The sequence below is a fragment of the Streptomyces sp. NPDC096311 genome (assembly GCF_044763085.1).
In the GTDB taxonomy this organism is placed as follows: domain Bacteria; phylum Actinomycetota; class Actinomycetes; order Streptomycetales; family Streptomycetaceae; genus Streptomyces.
This window is the reverse complement of record NZ_JBIWFN010000015.1, coordinates 83,908-99,109: the sequence shown is the minus strand read 5'-3', so window position 1 is coordinate 99,109 and position 15,202 is coordinate 83,908. Positions and strand designations below refer to the sequence as shown.

General features: G+C 71.8%; 13 protein-coding genes. 4 read left to right on the top strand and 9 right to left on the bottom strand.

All coding sequences use genetic code 11. From position 1 onward, the window contains the following. Window positions 1-50 precede the first annotated feature (50 nt). Window positions 51-854: a polyphosphate kinase 2 gene (gene ppk2, locus ACIRA5_RS33890; RefSeq protein WP_403697416.1), complete on the top strand. Its 804-nt coding sequence runs from the start codon at window positions 51-53 to the stop codon at window positions 852-854. Between the two features lie 5 nt (window positions 855-859). On the opposite strand, the gene ACIRA5_RS33885 is transcribed toward ppk2, so the two are convergent. The 3 genes from ACIRA5_RS33885 to ACIRA5_RS33875 all read right to left on the bottom strand — a co-directional run bounded on the left by ACIRA5_RS33885 (window position 860) and on the right by ACIRA5_RS33875 (window position 4,799). Continuing rightward, window positions 860-1,741: a universal stress protein gene (locus tag ACIRA5_RS33885; protein WP_403697413.1), complete on the bottom strand. Its 882-nt coding sequence runs from the start codon at window positions 1,739-1,741 to the stop codon at window positions 860-862. A gap of 213 nt (window positions 1,742-1,954) precedes the next feature. Beyond that, entirely contained in the window at window positions 1,955-2,836 is an 882-nt protein-coding gene (locus ACIRA5_RS33880; protein ID WP_403697410.1) for a universal stress protein, read from the bottom strand. Window positions 2,837-3,059: 223 nt separating this feature from the next. Next, entirely contained in the window at window positions 3,060-4,799 is a 1,740-nt protein-coding gene (locus ACIRA5_RS33875; protein ID WP_403697407.1) for a SulP family inorganic anion transporter, read from the bottom strand. A 349-nt stretch (window positions 4,800-5,148) separates the two neighbouring features. Between ACIRA5_RS33875 and ACIRA5_RS33870 the strand changes: the two genes are divergently transcribed. Next, window positions 5,149-7,401, top strand: a complete 2,253-nt coding sequence (locus ACIRA5_RS33870) for a PAS domain S-box protein (RefSeq protein WP_403697753.1) — start codon at window positions 5,149-5,151, stop codon at window positions 7,399-7,401. Between the two features lie 64 nt (window positions 7,402-7,465). Here ACIRA5_RS33870 and ACIRA5_RS33865 read toward each other — a convergent pair whose 3' ends face one another. The 5 genes from ACIRA5_RS33865 to ACIRA5_RS33845 form a co-directional block, all read right to left on the bottom strand. Further along, window positions 7,466-7,921 (bottom strand): SHOCT domain-containing protein, encoded by a 456-nt coding sequence (locus ACIRA5_RS33865; protein ID WP_403697405.1) that lies wholly within the window; start codon window positions 7,919-7,921, stop codon window positions 7,466-7,468. Window positions 7,922-8,032: 111 nt separating this feature from the next. After that, on the bottom strand, window positions 8,033-8,695 hold the full coding sequence (locus ACIRA5_RS33860; RefSeq protein ID WP_403697402.1) for an HdeD family acid-resistance protein: 663 nt from the start codon (window positions 8,693-8,695) through the stop codon (window positions 8,033-8,035). Window positions 8,696-8,862: 167 nt separating this feature from the next. After that, a complete protein-coding gene (locus tag ACIRA5_RS33855; RefSeq protein ID WP_403697399.1) occupies window positions 8,863-9,060 on the bottom strand; it encodes a hypothetical protein in 198 nt (65 codons plus the stop codon). A 17-nt stretch (window positions 9,061-9,077) separates the two neighbouring features. Further along, a complete protein-coding gene (locus ACIRA5_RS33850; protein ID WP_403697397.1) occupies window positions 9,078-9,596 on the bottom strand; it encodes a hypothetical protein in 519 nt (172 codons plus the stop codon). A gap of 179 nt (window positions 9,597-9,775) precedes the next feature. Further along, window positions 9,776-12,448: a LuxR C-terminal-related transcriptional regulator gene (locus tag ACIRA5_RS33845; RefSeq protein WP_403697394.1), complete on the bottom strand. Its 2,673-nt coding sequence runs from the start codon at window positions 12,446-12,448 to the stop codon at window positions 9,776-9,778. Window positions 12,449-12,745: 297 nt separating this feature from the next. Between ACIRA5_RS33845 and ACIRA5_RS33840 the strand changes: the two genes are divergently transcribed. Together ACIRA5_RS33840 and ACIRA5_RS33835 are read left to right on the top strand one after the other, a co-directional pair. Beyond that, on the top strand, window positions 12,746-13,093 hold the full coding sequence (locus ACIRA5_RS33840) for a hypothetical protein (RefSeq protein WP_403697391.1): 348 nt from the start codon (window positions 12,746-12,748) through the stop codon (window positions 13,091-13,093). Between the two features lie 96 nt (window positions 13,094-13,189). Continuing rightward, the gene (locus ACIRA5_RS33835) at window positions 13,190-13,588 is read left to right on the top strand and encodes a molybdopterin-binding protein (RefSeq protein ID WP_403697388.1); all 399 of its coding nucleotides are present in this window, start codon (window positions 13,190-13,192) and stop codon (window positions 13,586-13,588) included. On the opposite strand, the gene ACIRA5_RS33830 is transcribed toward ACIRA5_RS33835, so the two are convergent. Beyond that, window positions 13,542-15,101 (bottom strand): PucR family transcriptional regulator, encoded by a 1,560-nt coding sequence (locus ACIRA5_RS33830; protein WP_403697385.1) that lies wholly within the window; start codon window positions 15,099-15,101, stop codon window positions 13,542-13,544. The two genes, ACIRA5_RS33835 and ACIRA5_RS33830, sit on opposite strands and share 47 nt — an antisense overlap. Between the last annotated feature and the right edge of the window lie 101 nt (window positions 15,102-15,202).

Genomic DNA, 15,202 nt, shown 5'->3' with positions numbered 1-15,202 from the left:
CGTGTCGCGGTGCGTGGCATCGGTGTGCGTGATCGAGCGGAGGAGGCGGCATGGCTGGTGAGAAGGCGGCGAAGGTGCCTGTCGCGGCGTACGAGCGGGAGCTGCTGCGCCTGCAGACGGAGCTGGTGAAGCTTCAGGAGTGGGTGCGCACCGAGGGCGCCCGGCTCGTGGTGGTCTTCGAGGGCCGGGACGCGGCGGGCAAGGGCGGCACGATCAAGCGGGTGTCGGAGCTTCTCAACCCGCGCATCGCACGGACCGTGGCGCTGCCCAAGCCGACCGAGCGCCAGCGCACCCAGTGGTACTTCCAGCGGTATGTCGAGCATCTGCCCGCCGCCGGGGAGATCGTGCTGTTCGACCGGAGCTGGTACAACCGCGCCGGCGTCGAGCAGGTGATGGGCTTCTGCACGAAGGAGGAGCACCAGCTCTTTCTTCGCCAGTGCCCGATCTTCGAGCGGATGCTCGTCGAGGAGGGGATCCTGCTGCGCAAGTACTGGTTCTCGGTGAGCGACGCGGAGCAGCAGAAGCGGTTCCGGCGCCGCCTGAAGGATCCCACGCGGCGCTGGAAGCTGTCCCCGATGGACCTGGAGTCGATCACCCGCTGGGAGGCGTACTCCCGGGCCAAGGACGAGATGCTGGTGCACACGGACGTCTCGGAGGCGCCGTGGTACATCGTGGAGAGCGACGACAAGCGCCGGGCCCGCCTGAACATGATCGCCCACCTGCTCGGCTCCGTTCCGTACCACGAGGTGAAGCCACCGGTTCTCGAACTGCCGCCCCGGCCGCCGTCGACGGGCTATGTGCGCCCGCCGCGCGATCTGCAGACGTATGTCCCCGACCACGCGGCGACCCTCTGAGTCGCTCATCCCCGTTGCGGTACGACGGCGACCGGGCAGGTGGAATGGTGCAGGAGCCTGTGGGCGACCCGGCCGAGCTGGAGTCCGGGGAGTCCGTGGTGGCGCCGGACTCCGACGACCAGCAGGTCGGCGTCGTCCGAGGCGTCCAGCAGGATCCGGCGAGCGCTGCCCTCGGCGGTCCTGCGGTGCTGATCCACCGCGGGATGCTCATCCGCGGCCTTGCTCAGCGCCGACTCCATGATCTCCGCGGCCCGCTGCTCGTGCAAACGGGCCGGTTCACCCTCGAGCAGAGGTTCGTCGGCGCTCTCGTACGCCGGGCAGCGCCAGGCCCGTACGGCGTCCAGGGTGGCCTTGCGGACCTCGGCCTCCTCGAAGGCGAACCGGGTGGCCGCCGTGCCGTGTGGTCCCTCGCCGACTCCGAGGACCACACGCCGGTGCGTCTTGGCCCCTGCCTGGTAGTCCTGGTCGCCGCGCAGCACGATCACCGGGCAGGAGGCGCGGCCGGCGACCGTGAGGCTGACCGAGCCGAGCAGCAGCTCGGCGAGGCCGCTGCGCCCGCGCGACCCGAGGACCAGCGCCGCGGCGGTGTGCGCCTCGTTCAGCAGCACGCTCGCCGCGTCGTCGGGCAGGACGTCGGTGGTGACCGTCACCTCGGGGGCCCGGAGGTGGGCCCGGCGCGCGGCGGCCTCGACGATGTTGTCGGCCATCACCTGCTCCGGGGACCTGTCGAGGCCCTCGGCGAGCGCGGCGCCCTCGTAGCGCTCCCACAGCGACGCGTACACCAGGCGCAGCGGTGCGCCGCGCAGCGCGGCGTCGTCCGTCGCCCAGTCCACGGCGCGCAGGCTGGGCTCCGAGCCGTCGACTCCCACGACCAGGGGCAGCTCCACCGTCCTCACCGTCCTTCGCCGGAGACGAGGGGCCGGGACTCGCGGATGACCCGGATGGCCCCGTGCGCGGGCACCGCCACCACGACAAGTCTCCCTCCACGCTCGTACGACTGCCGCGTTCACGGGCGTCTCTCCTCGGATGGTGAGGCGCGCCTGATGGTGAGTCGTGTCGGTTGATCGGCTGTGTCGTCGGGTGATCGGTCATGCCGGGCCTCAGTCGTGCGGGACCACGGCGACGGGGGCGCGGGCGTGGTGCAGTACGGCATGGGTGACCGGCCCGATGTGGGCGCCGAGCGCCGAACGGCGGATACGGCGGCCGACGACGACCAGGGAGGCCTCCGCGGAGGCATCCACGAGGTGGTTGGCCGCCTTCCCGGACAGGGAGTCCTCGACGACGTCCACCGTCGGGAACTTCTGCCGCCACGGCCGCAGCACCTCGCTCACGGCGACGGCCTCCTCCGCTCCGATCTGGGCGTTCAGTTCCAGGTCCGGGGGCATGCCGTACGCGATGTAGGGCGGCTCGTTCCAGCCGTGGACGACACGCAGGGAGGCACCGCGCAGGACGGCCGCCTCGAAGGCGAAGCCGATCAGGGTGCCGTCGGGGGCCGTGGTGTCGAGCCCGAGCACGACGGGTCGCGGGGCCGGTACGCCGGAGTCGGTGTCCGAGGTGTCTCCTTCGGCCCGGACGAGGACGACCGGACCCTCGGCGTGGGCCACGACGGCCAGGCCTACGGAGCCGACCACGAAACCGCCCATCCCGCTCAGGCCACGGGATCCGAGGACCAGCGGTTCGGCGTCCTTCGCGGCGTCGGTCAGCACCTCGGCCGGCCGCCCGGTGACCTGCTCGACGAGCACCTCGAGCTCCGGGTGGGCCGCCCGCAGTTCCCCGGCCGCTTCACGCGGTATCCGTTCGCTCCACTGCTGGTGGGTCTCGGGGCCGAGCAGGGGGGCCTGGGCGATGGGGGTCGGAGCGGGCTCCCAGACGCTGACCAGCTTCAACGGCAGCCCGCGCAGCTTCGCCTCCCTGGCCGCCCAGTCGGCGGCGACACGGCTCTCGGGCGAGCCGTCGAGGCCTACGGTGACGGTGCGGGGCATGATCTCCACCTCCTGGACCGGGATCGCTCGATCCCTCTTCCAGCGTCGTGTCGTGGGGGTTCGCGGTGCAGGGGCCGCAGGTCCCCGGAAGGGGCCGATCGGCCCTATGGACCCGCGGGGCGAGCGTGGGAGGGCGGCCCTGTCCGCAGGGGCTGTTGGGCTCGTCCCGCACGACCACGCCGAAGGGCACCGGCGCTACCCGACGCCTCTTCGAGGAAGCCGACTACGTCTCTCTCTCCAGGTTGCGGCCGCCGCGCCGGAGCCACTCCCGGTAGGCGGCCAGGGCCGTGGGCAGGGTCGGGAAGATCCGGTCGGTGCCGATGGCCTCGGTCAGCCCGAAGGCGTCGAGGTCGTCGCGCAGGTCCTGTTTGACGCGGGCGAGCGCGAAGACGATGTGACGCTGCTGGAGTTCCTGACGCAGGGCGTCGACCGCGTCGAGCGCGGTGATGTCCACCTCGACGTTGGCCTCGGTGTTGAGGACGAACCAGTCGACAGGACCTGCGTGTCGGTCGACCGCCGCCAGCGCCCGTCTCTTGAAGTCCTCGGCGTTGGCGAAGAACAGGGGCGAGTCGTAGCGGTAGACAAGCAGGCCGGGGACCGTGCGGGCCTGTGGATAGTCGTCGACGTCGTGCATGCCTGCCAGTCCCGGCACCAGACCCTCGATCGCGTCGTGCGGGCGGGCCACCCGGGTGAGCAGCTCCGCGACGGAGAGCCCGACCGCCACGATCACGCCGTAGAGGATGTCCAGGGCCAGCACTCCGGCCAGACAGCCCAGGGCCAGGAGCAACTCCCGGCGTCGGAAGGCGGCCAGCCGCCGGAACCCGGCCAGATCCATCATGCGGACCCCGGCATAGACGACCAGGGCGCCCAGCACGGTCGACGGCGTGTGCGCGAGGAGCGGGCTGAGGAACAGCAACACGGCGAGGACCACCGCGCCGGCGACGAGCGAGTACGCCTGGCTGCGGCCCCCGGCCGAGTGCGCAAGCGCGGTACGGCTGGCGCTGCTGCTCACTGGGAAGCCGTGCAGCACGCCCGCGCCCAGGTTCGCGGCTCCCAGGGCCAACAGTTCCTGGTTGGGGTCGAGTTCGTCGCCGCGATCCGAGAAGGCGCGCGCGGTCAGGATGACGTCGGTATAGCCGACCAGGAGCATGCCGAGTGCCGGCAGTACCAGTTGCGGCAGGTCTCCCGGCGTCGGCAGGCCGGGGCTCGGCAGCCCGGCCGGTACCGCGCCGATGACGGCGATGCCGTGGTCCTCGAGTCCGAAGACCGCGACGGCCGCCGTGCCGAGCACCAGGGCCAGCAGGGGGCCCGGGACACCGGGGAGGAACCGCGCGACCGCGAAAAGGAACGCGATCGCCGCGACGGAGAAGATCACCGTGGCGGGATGGGCTTCTCCCAGGTTCCTCACGAAGGAGAGCAGTTGGGGAAAGAACTCGGATCCCGAGGTGCGGACACCGGTCAGCTTGGGGAGCTGGTCGACGATGATGATGAGCGCCACGCCGGTCAGGTAGCCGACCAGGATCGGCCGTGACAGGAGGTCGGCGAGGAAGCCCAGTCGCGCCACCCACGCCACCAGGAACATCGCCCCGACCACGACCGCGAGCCCGGCGGCGAGTACGGCGTACCGGTCCGGGGCGCCCGCGGCGAGGGGCCCCACCACGGTGGCGGTCATCAGCGCGGTGGTCGACTCGGGCCCCACGGACAGCAGCCGGGACGAGCCCAGCGGGGTGTACAGCAGCAGGGCGGGCAGGATCGCCCACAGCCCCGCGACCGGCGGCAGTCCCGCGAGGCCCGCATAGGCCATGACCTGCGGAACGAGATAGGCCGCGACGGTCACTCCGGCCAGCAGGTCGCCGCGCAGCCACGAACGGTGGTAGCCGGCCAGTACGGCGACGCCGGGAGCCGCCCGCCGCACGAGATCGCGTCGGCCCGCCCCGGCGGCCGCATCCGAGCGCTCGGACATGGGGCTCCCTTCGTCACCCCCTTCAGCATCGCCCGACGGTCGTCCCGGCGCACGGCCGATCCACCGTCGCCCGGCCGGACCCGGGGGTCGCTGGTCCGACAGGGCCCACTCACGACCGAACATGTCGGCAGACGGACGTAGCCCGCGCTCACCGCAGACACGATCGACCGCGGTATGGCCAGAATGAGACATACCCCAGTGATCGTGATCCAAGTGCGCTGAGATGGCCCGAACGACCGCATGCGGTGGGTCCGTGAGGGGCGAAGGGTCCGTGGGGGCGAACGTGGGAGAAACGATCAGTTCGGCTTCGGCCGCACCGGACTCGGCGTCCGGCTGCACGGCGTCAACCTTGTGTGGCGGGGAGTGCGGTGCCCGTTCGGGAGGCGCCGAGGACAGGTTTCGGGGGCTCCTGGAAGCGGCGCCCGACGCCATGATCATCGTGGACGACACCGGAACGATCACACTCGTCAACGCCCAGACCGAAGCGCTCTTCGGCTACCGCCGCGAGGAACTCCTCGGCCGATCAGTGGACTTGCTCGTACCCGACCGCTTCCGAACCCACCACTCACTGCACCGCTCCAGCTACGCCGAAAATCGTCAGGTGCGGCCCATGGGCGCCGGGCTCGAACTGCACGGCCTGCGCAAGGACGGCACCGAGTTCCCCGTCGAGATCAGCCTCAGCCCCCTGGAGACCACCGACGGCCTGCTCGTCTCCGCCGCCGTCCGCGACGTCAGCGACCGCAAGGCGGCCGAGGACCGGTTCCGGGGCTTGCTGGAGGCGGCGCCGGACGCCATGGTGATCGTGGACGACACCGGAACGATCAGACTCGTCAACGCCCAAACGGAAGCGCTCTTCGGCTACGGCCGCGAGGAACTCCTCGGCCGAACAGTGGACTTGCTCGTACCCGACCGCTTCCGAACCCACCACACCGCGCACCGGACCGGCTACACCGACAACCGTCAGGTGCGGCCCATGGGCGCCGGGCTCGAACTGCACGGCCTGCGCAAGGACGGCACCGAGTTCCCTGTCGAGATCAGCCTCAGCCCCCTGGAGACCACCGACGGCCTCCTCGTCTCCGCCGCCGTCCGCGACGTCAGCGACCGCAAGGCAGCCGAGGAACGCATCAACGAGCTGGCCGCGCTCGTCGAGTCCTCCCAGGACGCGATCCTCGCCAAGACCCTCGACGGACACATCACCTACTGGAACGCCGCCGCCCAGCGCCTCTACGGGTACACACGCGCCCAGGTCATGGGCCGGCACGTGTCCCTGCTGGCCCCGCCCGACCACGGCCACGAGATCGACCTCCTCATGGACCGGTTGCGCAACGGGGAAAGGATCGAGCACTTCGAAACACTGCGGGTCACCCGTCACGGCGATCTCCTCGACGTCGACATCACCCTGTGGCCGACCCGTTCCCCCGACGGCGAGGTCATCGGCGCCTGTGCCATCGTCCGCGACATCAGTGATCGCAAGCGGGCCGAAGCCGAGCTGACCGTGCTCTACGAACAACAGCGGCACATCGCGCTGACCCTCCAGCGCAGTCTGATGGGCACTCCGCCCGCCATCCCCGGTCTCACGACCGCCAGCCGCTACCGTCCCGCCACCCAGGGGGCCGGGGTGGGCGGCGACTGGTTCGACCTGGTCCCGCTGGGCGCCGGCCGCGTCGGCGTCCTGATCGGCGACGTGATGGGACGCGGACTGGAAGCCGCCGCCGTCATGGGCCAGTTGCGTTCCGCCGCGCACGCCCTGGCCAAGACCGGTATGCAGCCCCGCCAGCTCATGCAGGCCCTCGACGCCGCCGTCGCCGACCTCGACGTCCCGGACCAACTGGTCACCTGCTGCTACCTGGTGATCGCGGCCGACGCGGGCGCGGTGACGATCTGCTCCGCCGGACATCTGCCCACCCTGGTGGCCACCCCGGGCGAGGGCGCCCGTGCGCTGCCCGCGCCCGTCAACGCGCCCCTCGGCGTGGGTGACGTCCTCTACCAGCAGTGCAGTGCGGTCATCCCGCCCGGCGCCACCCTCGTGCTCTACACCGACGGACTGATCGAAACCCCCGGCAGCGACATCGAGGACCAGCTCTCCCAGCTCACCGGCACGCTGAGCGACCTGTTCGCCACCGCCCCCGACCTTGAGGTGGCCGCCGACCACGTCCTGACCACCTTGCTGCCCGACGCCGAGGGCCACAACGACGATGTCACCCTGCTGCTGACCCGGCTGCCCGACGCACCGCTCGACGCCGTCTCCCTCGACCTCCCGGCGGTCCCCGACTCCGTCCCCGAGGGCCGAGCCTTCCTCAGCAAGGCCCTCACCTCGTGGGGCTGCGCCACAAAGGCCGACGACGCGCGGCTGCTGCTCTCAGAAGTCCTCACCAACGCCGTTCAGCACGCCCAGGGCCCCATCGGACTGCACCTGTGCCGGACCGCCCTGGACCTGACGGTCGAAGTCGGCGACCACAGCCCGCGGTTGCCCCAGCCCCGCTTCGCGGCCGAGGACGACGAATCCGGGCGCGGACTGGTCCTCGTCCGCGCGCTCGCCGACGACTGGGGCGTACGACCCACCGACGACGGCAAGACCACCTGGTTCACCCTCCACCTGTGAGCGGTCCCGCCGTCATCGTGCTACCTGGTGACATCGTGCTGCCTGGCGTCGCCTCGTCCGGCGCTCACTGGCCGGAGGCGGCGGTGCCCGAGCCGCCGGCCGGGCCCTGACCGCTCAGGACGAGTTCCTTCGCCCTGCGGAACTCCTCGTCCGTGATGTCGCCACGGGCACGGATCTCGGACAGCTTGGCGAGTTCGTCGACGCTGCTGGTGCCGCCGCCCGCCGCCTGCCGGATGTAGGAGTCGAAGGCCTCCTGCTGCGCGCGGGCCTGATGCACCTCTCGGCGCCCCATGTTCTTGCCGCGGGCGATCACGTAGACGAGGACGCCCAGGAAGGGCAGGAGGATGACGAACAGGAGCCAGCCGGCCTTGGCCCAACCACCCAGTTCGTCGTCGCGGAAGATGTCGATGATGATCCGGAAGAGCAGGATGAACCACATGATCCACAGGAAGAACCAGAGCATGCTCCAGAAGACGCTCAGCAGCGGGTAGTCGTACGCGAGGTACATCTGTGTGCTCATGTCGCTCCTCCATCCCGGGCGTTCGCCCGGCAGTCGTCCCACCTGATTCAGCATGCGCACGGCAAGGTTCGTCCGGCCTCACCCGGGACGGGTGAACGTCCCCGCGGAGTCTCAGGGCGACTGAGGGGAGCCGTACGGGTCCGCGGCGCGTGCGCGGCGCAGTGCGGCCCGCCAGGCGAAGGCGAGGACGAGTTCGATCAGGCCGAGCAGTACGAGCCACAGGCCGAGCAGCCGGGTCAGGGCGCGGGCGGACTCGGTCGGCAGGGCGAGCACCACGACTCCCGCGACGATGCCGAGCGCCGCGGCGCAGAAGACGACGCCACGGTGCGGGAGGGCCTTCATGGCGATGGCCGTGTAGGCGGTCAGCATGCCGGAGGCGAGCCAGACGACGCCGACGATCAGCGAGAGCGCGGCGATGGTCTGCAGCGGGTTCCTCAGGCACAGCACCCCGGCCAGGACGAACAGCACCGAGAGCAGGAGTCCGGGGAGCCGCTCGCCGTGCTCCTCGCGGCCGAAGACCGCCACGAAGCGGAACACCCCGGTCACGACCAGATAGAGACCGATGAGTACCGCCAGGATGTGCAGGGTCTCGTCCGGCCACACCAGCACCAGGATGCCCGGCACCAGCGTCGAGATCGCCGAACCCAGAATCCAGGTCCAGGAGCGGCCGAGTCCCGCCAGCAGTTCCTCGGGGTCGGCGGACGGTGGCGAGGCCGTCTCTTCGGGCCTGGGCCCGGGCTCTGTACGCGGCGCCTGACCACGCGATTCGGTCATGGCTCCTCCTCACGCGGTCGAGTCCTGACGCAGCCGAACGGGTTGTCGCCGGACCGCCGACGGGACGGTGTGCGCGGATTTCACCGGGTCAGCGTCCCGCGCGCCGCCCGCTGCCGGGTCACCCCCGGCGGGTGATCGTCCCTGCCCCCGGGACGGCTCACGCCCAGTCACTCCGGTAGCCGGCGCATCTCTATGACGTGCAGTCCCAGCGACTGGCAGCGGGCCAGCAGCCCGTACAGGTGCGCCTCGTCGACGACGGGGCCGAACAGGACGGTCTGACCGGACATCACCACGTGATCCATCTCCGGAAACGCCTTGGTCAGCGTCTCCGTCATGTGCCCCTCGATACGGATCTCGTAGCGCATGGGCTCTGAACGACCTTTCAATGCGTCAGGACGAGCTTGAACGAGATGATCAGCAGGCCGAGCAGCAGATTGATCGAGGCAGTGAGGGCCGTGAGGCGCCAGGAAGCGCCCGCGCGGCGTGCCGCTGCCGCCGACCAGCCCACCTGCCCGGCCACGGCGACGGCGAGCGCCAGCCAGAAGGTGCCTTGGAGGCCGAGGCCCAGGAGCGGGCTGACGGCCACGGCCACGGTCGGCGGGACGGCGGCCTTGACGATCGGCCACTCCGCGCGGCACACCTCGACGACGGTCCTCCGGTCCAGGGCCTGCCGGGCCAGACGCGCCCCGAACAGCTGGGCGTGCACGTGCGCGATCCAGAACGCCACGCCGGTGCCCAGGAGCAACACCGCCAGCTCCACGTGCGGGAAGGAGCCCAGCGTGCCGGTGCCGATCACCACCGATGCGGCGAGCATGGACCCGTAGACACCACCGGTGTAGTCGGCTTGCTCCCGGTGGTCGGCGTCGGCCGCTGAGGGTACGGCGGGTTCGGTCCGGGACATCAAGGCCTTCTCTCCGATTCGGCGCACCGGAACGAGGGGCATCGGCCGCATCGCCGGATTCGGGATGCTCCGGGCGCCCCGCCCGGTCGGGAGGTGCGTGGTGCCGCTCCTCCCATCGCATCCGAACGGCTCGTCCCGCGCCTCACCCGTGGCGGGCGAGGGTGGTCACCGGTACGGGTTCACAGCAGTCGCAGCTCGCGCGCCCGGCGGACCGCTTCGTTGCGCCGGTTCACCGCCAGTTTCCGGTAGACGCTCTTGAGGTGGGTCTTGACCGTGTTCACCGACACGCAGAGGTCGGCCGCGATCTCTTCCGTCGACATCATCTGGGCCAGTCGCCGGAGAACGTCGCGTTCGCGTTCGCTCAGCTCCTGCACGACGAGTGGTGCGGGCGTTTCGAGCCGGGGCGCGTCGCCTGTCGTCAACCAGCCCGCGGCCAGTGGCTGCAGTGGCGCCGTGCCCAGGAGACGTCGGATCCACGGTCCGGCCTCCAGGAAAGGTCGCCGCAGCCGCTCGCGCCGGGCCTCCAGGAGCGCCTGGCCCACGAGCTTGCGCGCGGCGGCGGAGTCACCCGCCTCGAGTGCGGCCTGCGCCCGGGTCAGCGTGGCCCGCACGGTCACGGCCGGACCGGCCGGACCCTCGGCGCGCAGTCGGTCGAGCAGGTCGAGCGCGGCGGCGGGGCGGCCCGCCGCCAGCTGGGCCCGCGCGGCCTCCACCACACAGGCCGGCTGGTCGTCCGGCACCTGTCGCAGTACCTCGGCGGCCACGTCCGGCCGGCCCTCGGCCAGGTGGGCGGCGGAGGCGACCAGGGCGGCATGAGCCTGCGCCCAGGGCGATGCCACGTCCGTGGAGACCGCCGGGTCCACCGCCGCCAGGGCGGCTCGGAACTTGCCTCGGGCCAGCAGCAGACGTGCCGTCACGAGGGACCGGCCCGTGGCGGGCACCGGGTCCCGTGTCGCCGGACGCGAGCCGACCGCCTCGTCGAGGAGGGCTTGGGCGTGATCCAGTTCGTGCCGGTCGACGGCCACGGCGGCCAGGACCATCCGCCCGATGTCCGAGCCGGACGACCCGCACAGACCGAAGCGCTCCGAGTCGGTCGTCGCCGCCAGTGCCTTGCGCTCCGCCCGGCCGAGCCAGCCGTTCAGGTAGTCGATCAGCGCCAGGTGCCCCAGGGACTCCTCTCGCGGAAGCGCCGTCGAGGCCCCGCCAGGACAGCCCGCCGCTGCGGACAGCGCGGTGCGGGCGTCCTCGAAACGCCCGGCCCACAGGCGCGTCGAGCCCAAGTGGGTCAGCAGCAGAGCGAGGAGTTCGGGATGCTGCCCCAAGAGGTGGGCGGGAACCGCCTGTCTCAGTTCCTCGGCCGCCTCCGCGGCCCTCTCCGCCTGGAGCGGGGACCCGGCCAGACGGGCCGCCAGCGCCTCCAGCAGCGCGCAGCTCAGCCGTGCCGCCGCCGGGCCGGGCACGTCGGTGGCCGCGTCGGGCACGTCCGCGGCCAGGCTCGCCTCGGCGTGGTGCAGACGGGCCAGACCGCGGTCGAGGTCGCACTGGGAGAGGTCCCGGGCCGCTCGGACGACGTCCGTCGCGGGACTCGTGGCCTCGGGTCCCATCCGGGAGAACAGCTCGGCCAGCTCGTCACGGCGCAGACCGGTGAAGAGCTGTCCGATCGCCAGGCCGTCGACGAAGGCGCCGGCGGTGAACTCCCAGTCGCCCGCGGCGGCGCCATGGGCGATCGTCTCGGGGAGGAATCCGGAGCGCAGCAGCCACCGGGCGGCCCGCCGGTGGAGTTCGGGCTCCAGTCCAGGGCAGCGCTCCCGCAGATGCGCCCGGAGGATCTCCCCGAACAGCGGGTGGAGCCGGTACCACGAGTGTCCGAGGTCCTCGACGAACGCGTTCTCGCGGTGCAGCTCGGCCAGAAGGGGCTCGGCGTCGGTGCGCTGCGTCAGCGCGTTGGCCAGATCGGGGCAGAGGCGCTCCAGGATGCTGACCCGCAGCAGGAGGTCCTGGGTCTCGGCGGTGCGCCGCTTGAGCACCTCGGCCAGGAGGTAGTCGGCGACGGTACTGCGCCCGGCCTCGAATTCCTTCAGGTATCTCTCCGGATCCTGGCTCTCCCGCGCGGCCAGGGCGCACAGCCGCAGGCCGGCCGCCCATCCGCCGGTGCGGTCCACGAGCGCCCCCACCGCGTGCGCGGGCAGGCGCAGGCCGTGCCGTTCCAGGAGCACGGCCGCCTCCTCGGGTGTGAAGGCCAGCTCCGCGTTCCGGATCTCCGTCAGGTCACCGGCCGCCCGGTAACGGTGCACCGGCAGCAGCGGCTCGGTGCGGGTGACGAGGACGAGGCGCATCCCCGGTCCGGCATGGTGCAGGACGAATTCCAGCTGCTCCGCGATCTCCGGCGCACTCACGCGGTCGTATTCGTCGAGCACGACGATCGCCGGCCGGTCGCGTCCGCTCAGCTCGGCGGCGAGCCGTGCCAGCAGTGTGCGGTCCACCCGGCTCCCGTCGGCGGGACAGCGGATGTCGCCGGGGATCGGCACGCCCGAGGACCGCAGGGCCTGGAGCACGTACGCCCAGAACATCCCGGGCTGCTGATCCGCAGTGTCGGCGGTGAACCAGGCGACGGGCTGCGCCAGCCCGGTGACCCACTCGGCGACCAGCAGGGTCTTCCCCGCCCCGGCCGCTCCGTTGACGACCGTCAGCGGGGTCAGCAGCGCCTGGTCCAGGTGTTCGACCAGCCGCTCCCGCCGCAGGAAGGTGACGGGCCTCGCCGGCGGGGCGAACCGCGTGCGCAGAAACGGGTCGCCCATGGGATCGACCCAGTCGACGGTCGACCCCTGGCCGCTCTCCTCGATCCCAGCCATGGTGCTCGCCATTATCCCGTCAGATCACGGGCGGCGCTCTTCTCACTCCCGTCCCGGGCGGCGCGACCGCACTCGGGGCCGCGGGCCGCGTCTTGTGAACGACCGCGGTCACGGCTGGGCCGCCCCGGTTTCCTCCTCCCCCTCGACCGCTGCCCAGCCGCCGGAACTCGCCCCTGTGGACATCACGTTGACACCGCCGGTTGCCCGGCGTTGACTGACAGCACGGTGCGGAGCGCGGCCCCGCCCAGGGCGACGAAACCGACGCGGCCGGTACGACGTACAGGAAAGTGGCACTCGATGATGTACGACCAGTCACGCGCCCAGCAGCCCCCGGACAAACAGCCCGGTACGGCCGGGCGTCGCACGCCGGGCCCCGAGCCGCTGATCCCGTCGGACGAACGGGACAAGCTCACCCATCGCCTCCAACACGCCCTCAACACCTTCGCCGACAGCCCACGTGAGGCGTTGGAGGAGGCCGAGACCGCGTTCGACGCGGTCACCGCCCAGCTCATGAGCACCCTCGCGGAACGGCGGCGCGTTCTCCACGCGACCTGGCAGGACCAGGACCCCGGGACACAGCCGGAAGAACTCCGGCACGCGCTGAGGCAGTACCGGGAGATCACACAGCGGATGCTGCGCATGTAGACACTCACCGCGCCCTCGGGCCGACGTTCGGCCCGGCCGTCGGCGAGGATCCGAGGAGCGCGGGGGCTCGGGCCGTGACACGGTTAGGGTGCCGGTGTGCCGTCGTACAGCATCGGCCAGGCCGCGCGCCTGCTGAGGGTGAGTCCGGAGACCGTGCGCCGTTGGGCGGACGGGGGCCGGCTTCCCATGGGGCGGGACGGTTCGGGGAACCGGGTGATCGACGGCGTCGGGCTGGCCCGGTTCGCGCGGGAGCGTGCGGTCGAGGACGAACGCGGCACCGGCGGCGGCCCGCCCACGTCGGTGCGCAACGCGTTCACGGGCATCGTCACGGCGCTGACGGCCGACGACGTCGTGGCGCAGGTGGAGATCCAGTCAGGGCCGCACCGGGTGGTGTCGCTCGTGACCCGGGAGGCGGTCGACGAGCTGGACCTCGCGGTCGGTGTCACGGTCACCGCGCGGGTGAAGTCGACGAGCGTGCACGTGGATCGCTCGTAGCCGATGGCGTACGGCACAGCAGAGCGGCCCAGAGATCGAGACGGTCGTAGAGACGGGACAGGTCGCGGCCGGTGAAGTGCTCGATGCGCTGGATCCGGTAGTGCACGGTGTTGACGTGCAGATGCAGGACCTCCGCCGTGCGGGCCCATGAGCCGTCGTGGGCAAGGAAGGTCTCCAGGGTCTTCAGCAGTGCGGCGGCTGAGGCGTTCCGGGTGTCCAGGAGGGGGCCCAGGACGGTGCGGCTGTAGGCGGTGCGGACCTCGGCGGGTATCCCGGTCAGCAGGGTGTCGAGTCCGGTGAGGGACGAGGAGTCGACGATTGACGAGGAGTCGGGGGCGGTGGTGCGGGCCGAGGCCAGGGCGTAACGGGCCTCGGCCAGCGCCTCGTTGAGTTCCTGCGGCCCGGCGGCGGGCGAGCCGATACCGCCGTGCAGCGGTAGGGACGGCTCACAGGCGGCGACAAGCGGCCAGAACTCCGCGCATCCCCCTGCGGCGTCTTCCGTCTCCGGTACGACCGCGAACGCCGTGCCGTCCGGCAGCCGCCCCACGGACGCGCGCCCCGGCCCCGCATGGGCGACCGCCTCCGTCAGCGCCCCCTCCGCCGGTCCCGCCCGTTGCGATCCCGTCTCGGCGACGATCACCCGGTAGGGGCCCTGGGCCGGGAGCCCGCAGGTCCGCAGCGCTCCTTCCACGGCGGCGGCCTCGGCGCCGGGTACGGAGAGCAGGGTGCCGAGCTCGTCCGCCGCCTGGTGTTCGGCGGCCCGGCGCCGGGCTCGCGACTCCTGGCAGCGGGCCAGGATCGCGGCGATCTCGTGCAGCATGCGCGGCGGGATACCACCGGGCTCGAGCAGATACAGGTGCCAGCGCTCGTACGGCGAGACGGCGTCGGAGTCGACGGACACCGTGATCCCCGCGCCGTTGGCCAGCAGCGCGACGGCCTCCCGCGCCGGAACCGGCCGCGCGCTCTCGGTGGCCGCGACGGTCCGCCCGGCGGGTGTGAAGACATACGCGGTCGCCCGGTCGACGTGGGCGAAGGCGGACGCGACGACCACGTCGGGGCCCGCGTCCTGGGCGACGAGTCGGCTCAGCCGGACGCGTACGTTCTCGGGCAGCGCGTGGAGGCGGTTCAGCTCGCCCCACTGCTGGAAGTACACGGTGTCGGTGATCGCGCGGAACATGATGTGGGCCGGGACCGCCGCCAGCGGGACGCCGTGCCGCGCGCACGCCTCGATGAGATCGTCGGGCACGGAGCCGTGGGTCTCCTCGCCCGCCAGCAGTACAGCGGCGCCCGCCGTGCGCAGCGCGGCCACGAACCGCTCCGCCTTGTCCCGCCCGCCCTCGGCCGTCCACCACACCAGTCCGCTGAGCACGACCTCGCCGGGTCGCACGAAACGGGCGGGGTCCTCCAGGTCGGTGGCGGTCACCCCACTGATCTCCCGCGTCAGCTGTGGTTCCTCGGCCCACAGCAGGCGCAGGCCCAGGGACTCGTCCTTGAGGAGGTGGTCGACGTGCATGTGCTCTGGCTCCTTGTGCGGCAGCCGGGCACGAGGGCGCGTGCCCGGCATCTCACATTCACCAGGTGCATGCGAGTGATCGCATCGTAAGTGCAAGGCGG

Coding starts and splice junctions, on each gene's coding strand:
- ppk2 (WP_403697416.1), top strand. CDS start 51: ATGGCTGGTGAGAAGGCGGCGAAGGTGCCTGTCGCGGCGTACGAGCGG.
- ACIRA5_RS33845 (WP_403697394.1), bottom strand. CDS start 12,448: ATGGCTGGGATCGAGGAGAGCGGCCAGGGGTCGACCGTCGACTGGGTC.
- ACIRA5_RS33855 (WP_403697399.1), bottom strand. CDS start 9,060: ATGCGCTACGAGATCCGTATCGAGGGGCACATGACGGAGACGCTGACC.
- ACIRA5_RS33865 (WP_403697405.1), bottom strand. CDS start 7,921: ATGAGCACACAGATGTACCTCGCGTACGACTACCCGCTGCTGAGCGTC.
- ACIRA5_RS33875 (WP_403697407.1), bottom strand. CDS start 4,799: ATGTCCGAGCGCTCGGATGCGGCCGCCGGGGCGGGCCGACGCGATCTC.
- ACIRA5_RS33880 (WP_403697410.1), bottom strand. CDS start 2,836: ATGCCCCGCACCGTCACCGTAGGCCTCGACGGCTCGCCCGAGAGCCGT.
- ACIRA5_RS33850 (WP_403697397.1), bottom strand. CDS start 9,596: ATGTCCCGGACCGAACCCGCCGTACCCTCAGCGGCCGACGCCGACCAC.
- ACIRA5_RS33830 (WP_403697385.1), bottom strand. CDS start 15,101: ATGCACGTCGACCACCTCCTCAAGGACGAGTCCCTGGGCCTGCGCCTG.
- ACIRA5_RS33860 (WP_403697402.1), bottom strand. CDS start 8,695: ATGACCGAATCGCGTGGTCAGGCGCCGCGTACAGAGCCCGGGCCCAGG.
- ACIRA5_RS33840 (WP_403697391.1), top strand. CDS start 12,746: ATGATGTACGACCAGTCACGCGCCCAGCAGCCCCCGGACAAACAGCCC.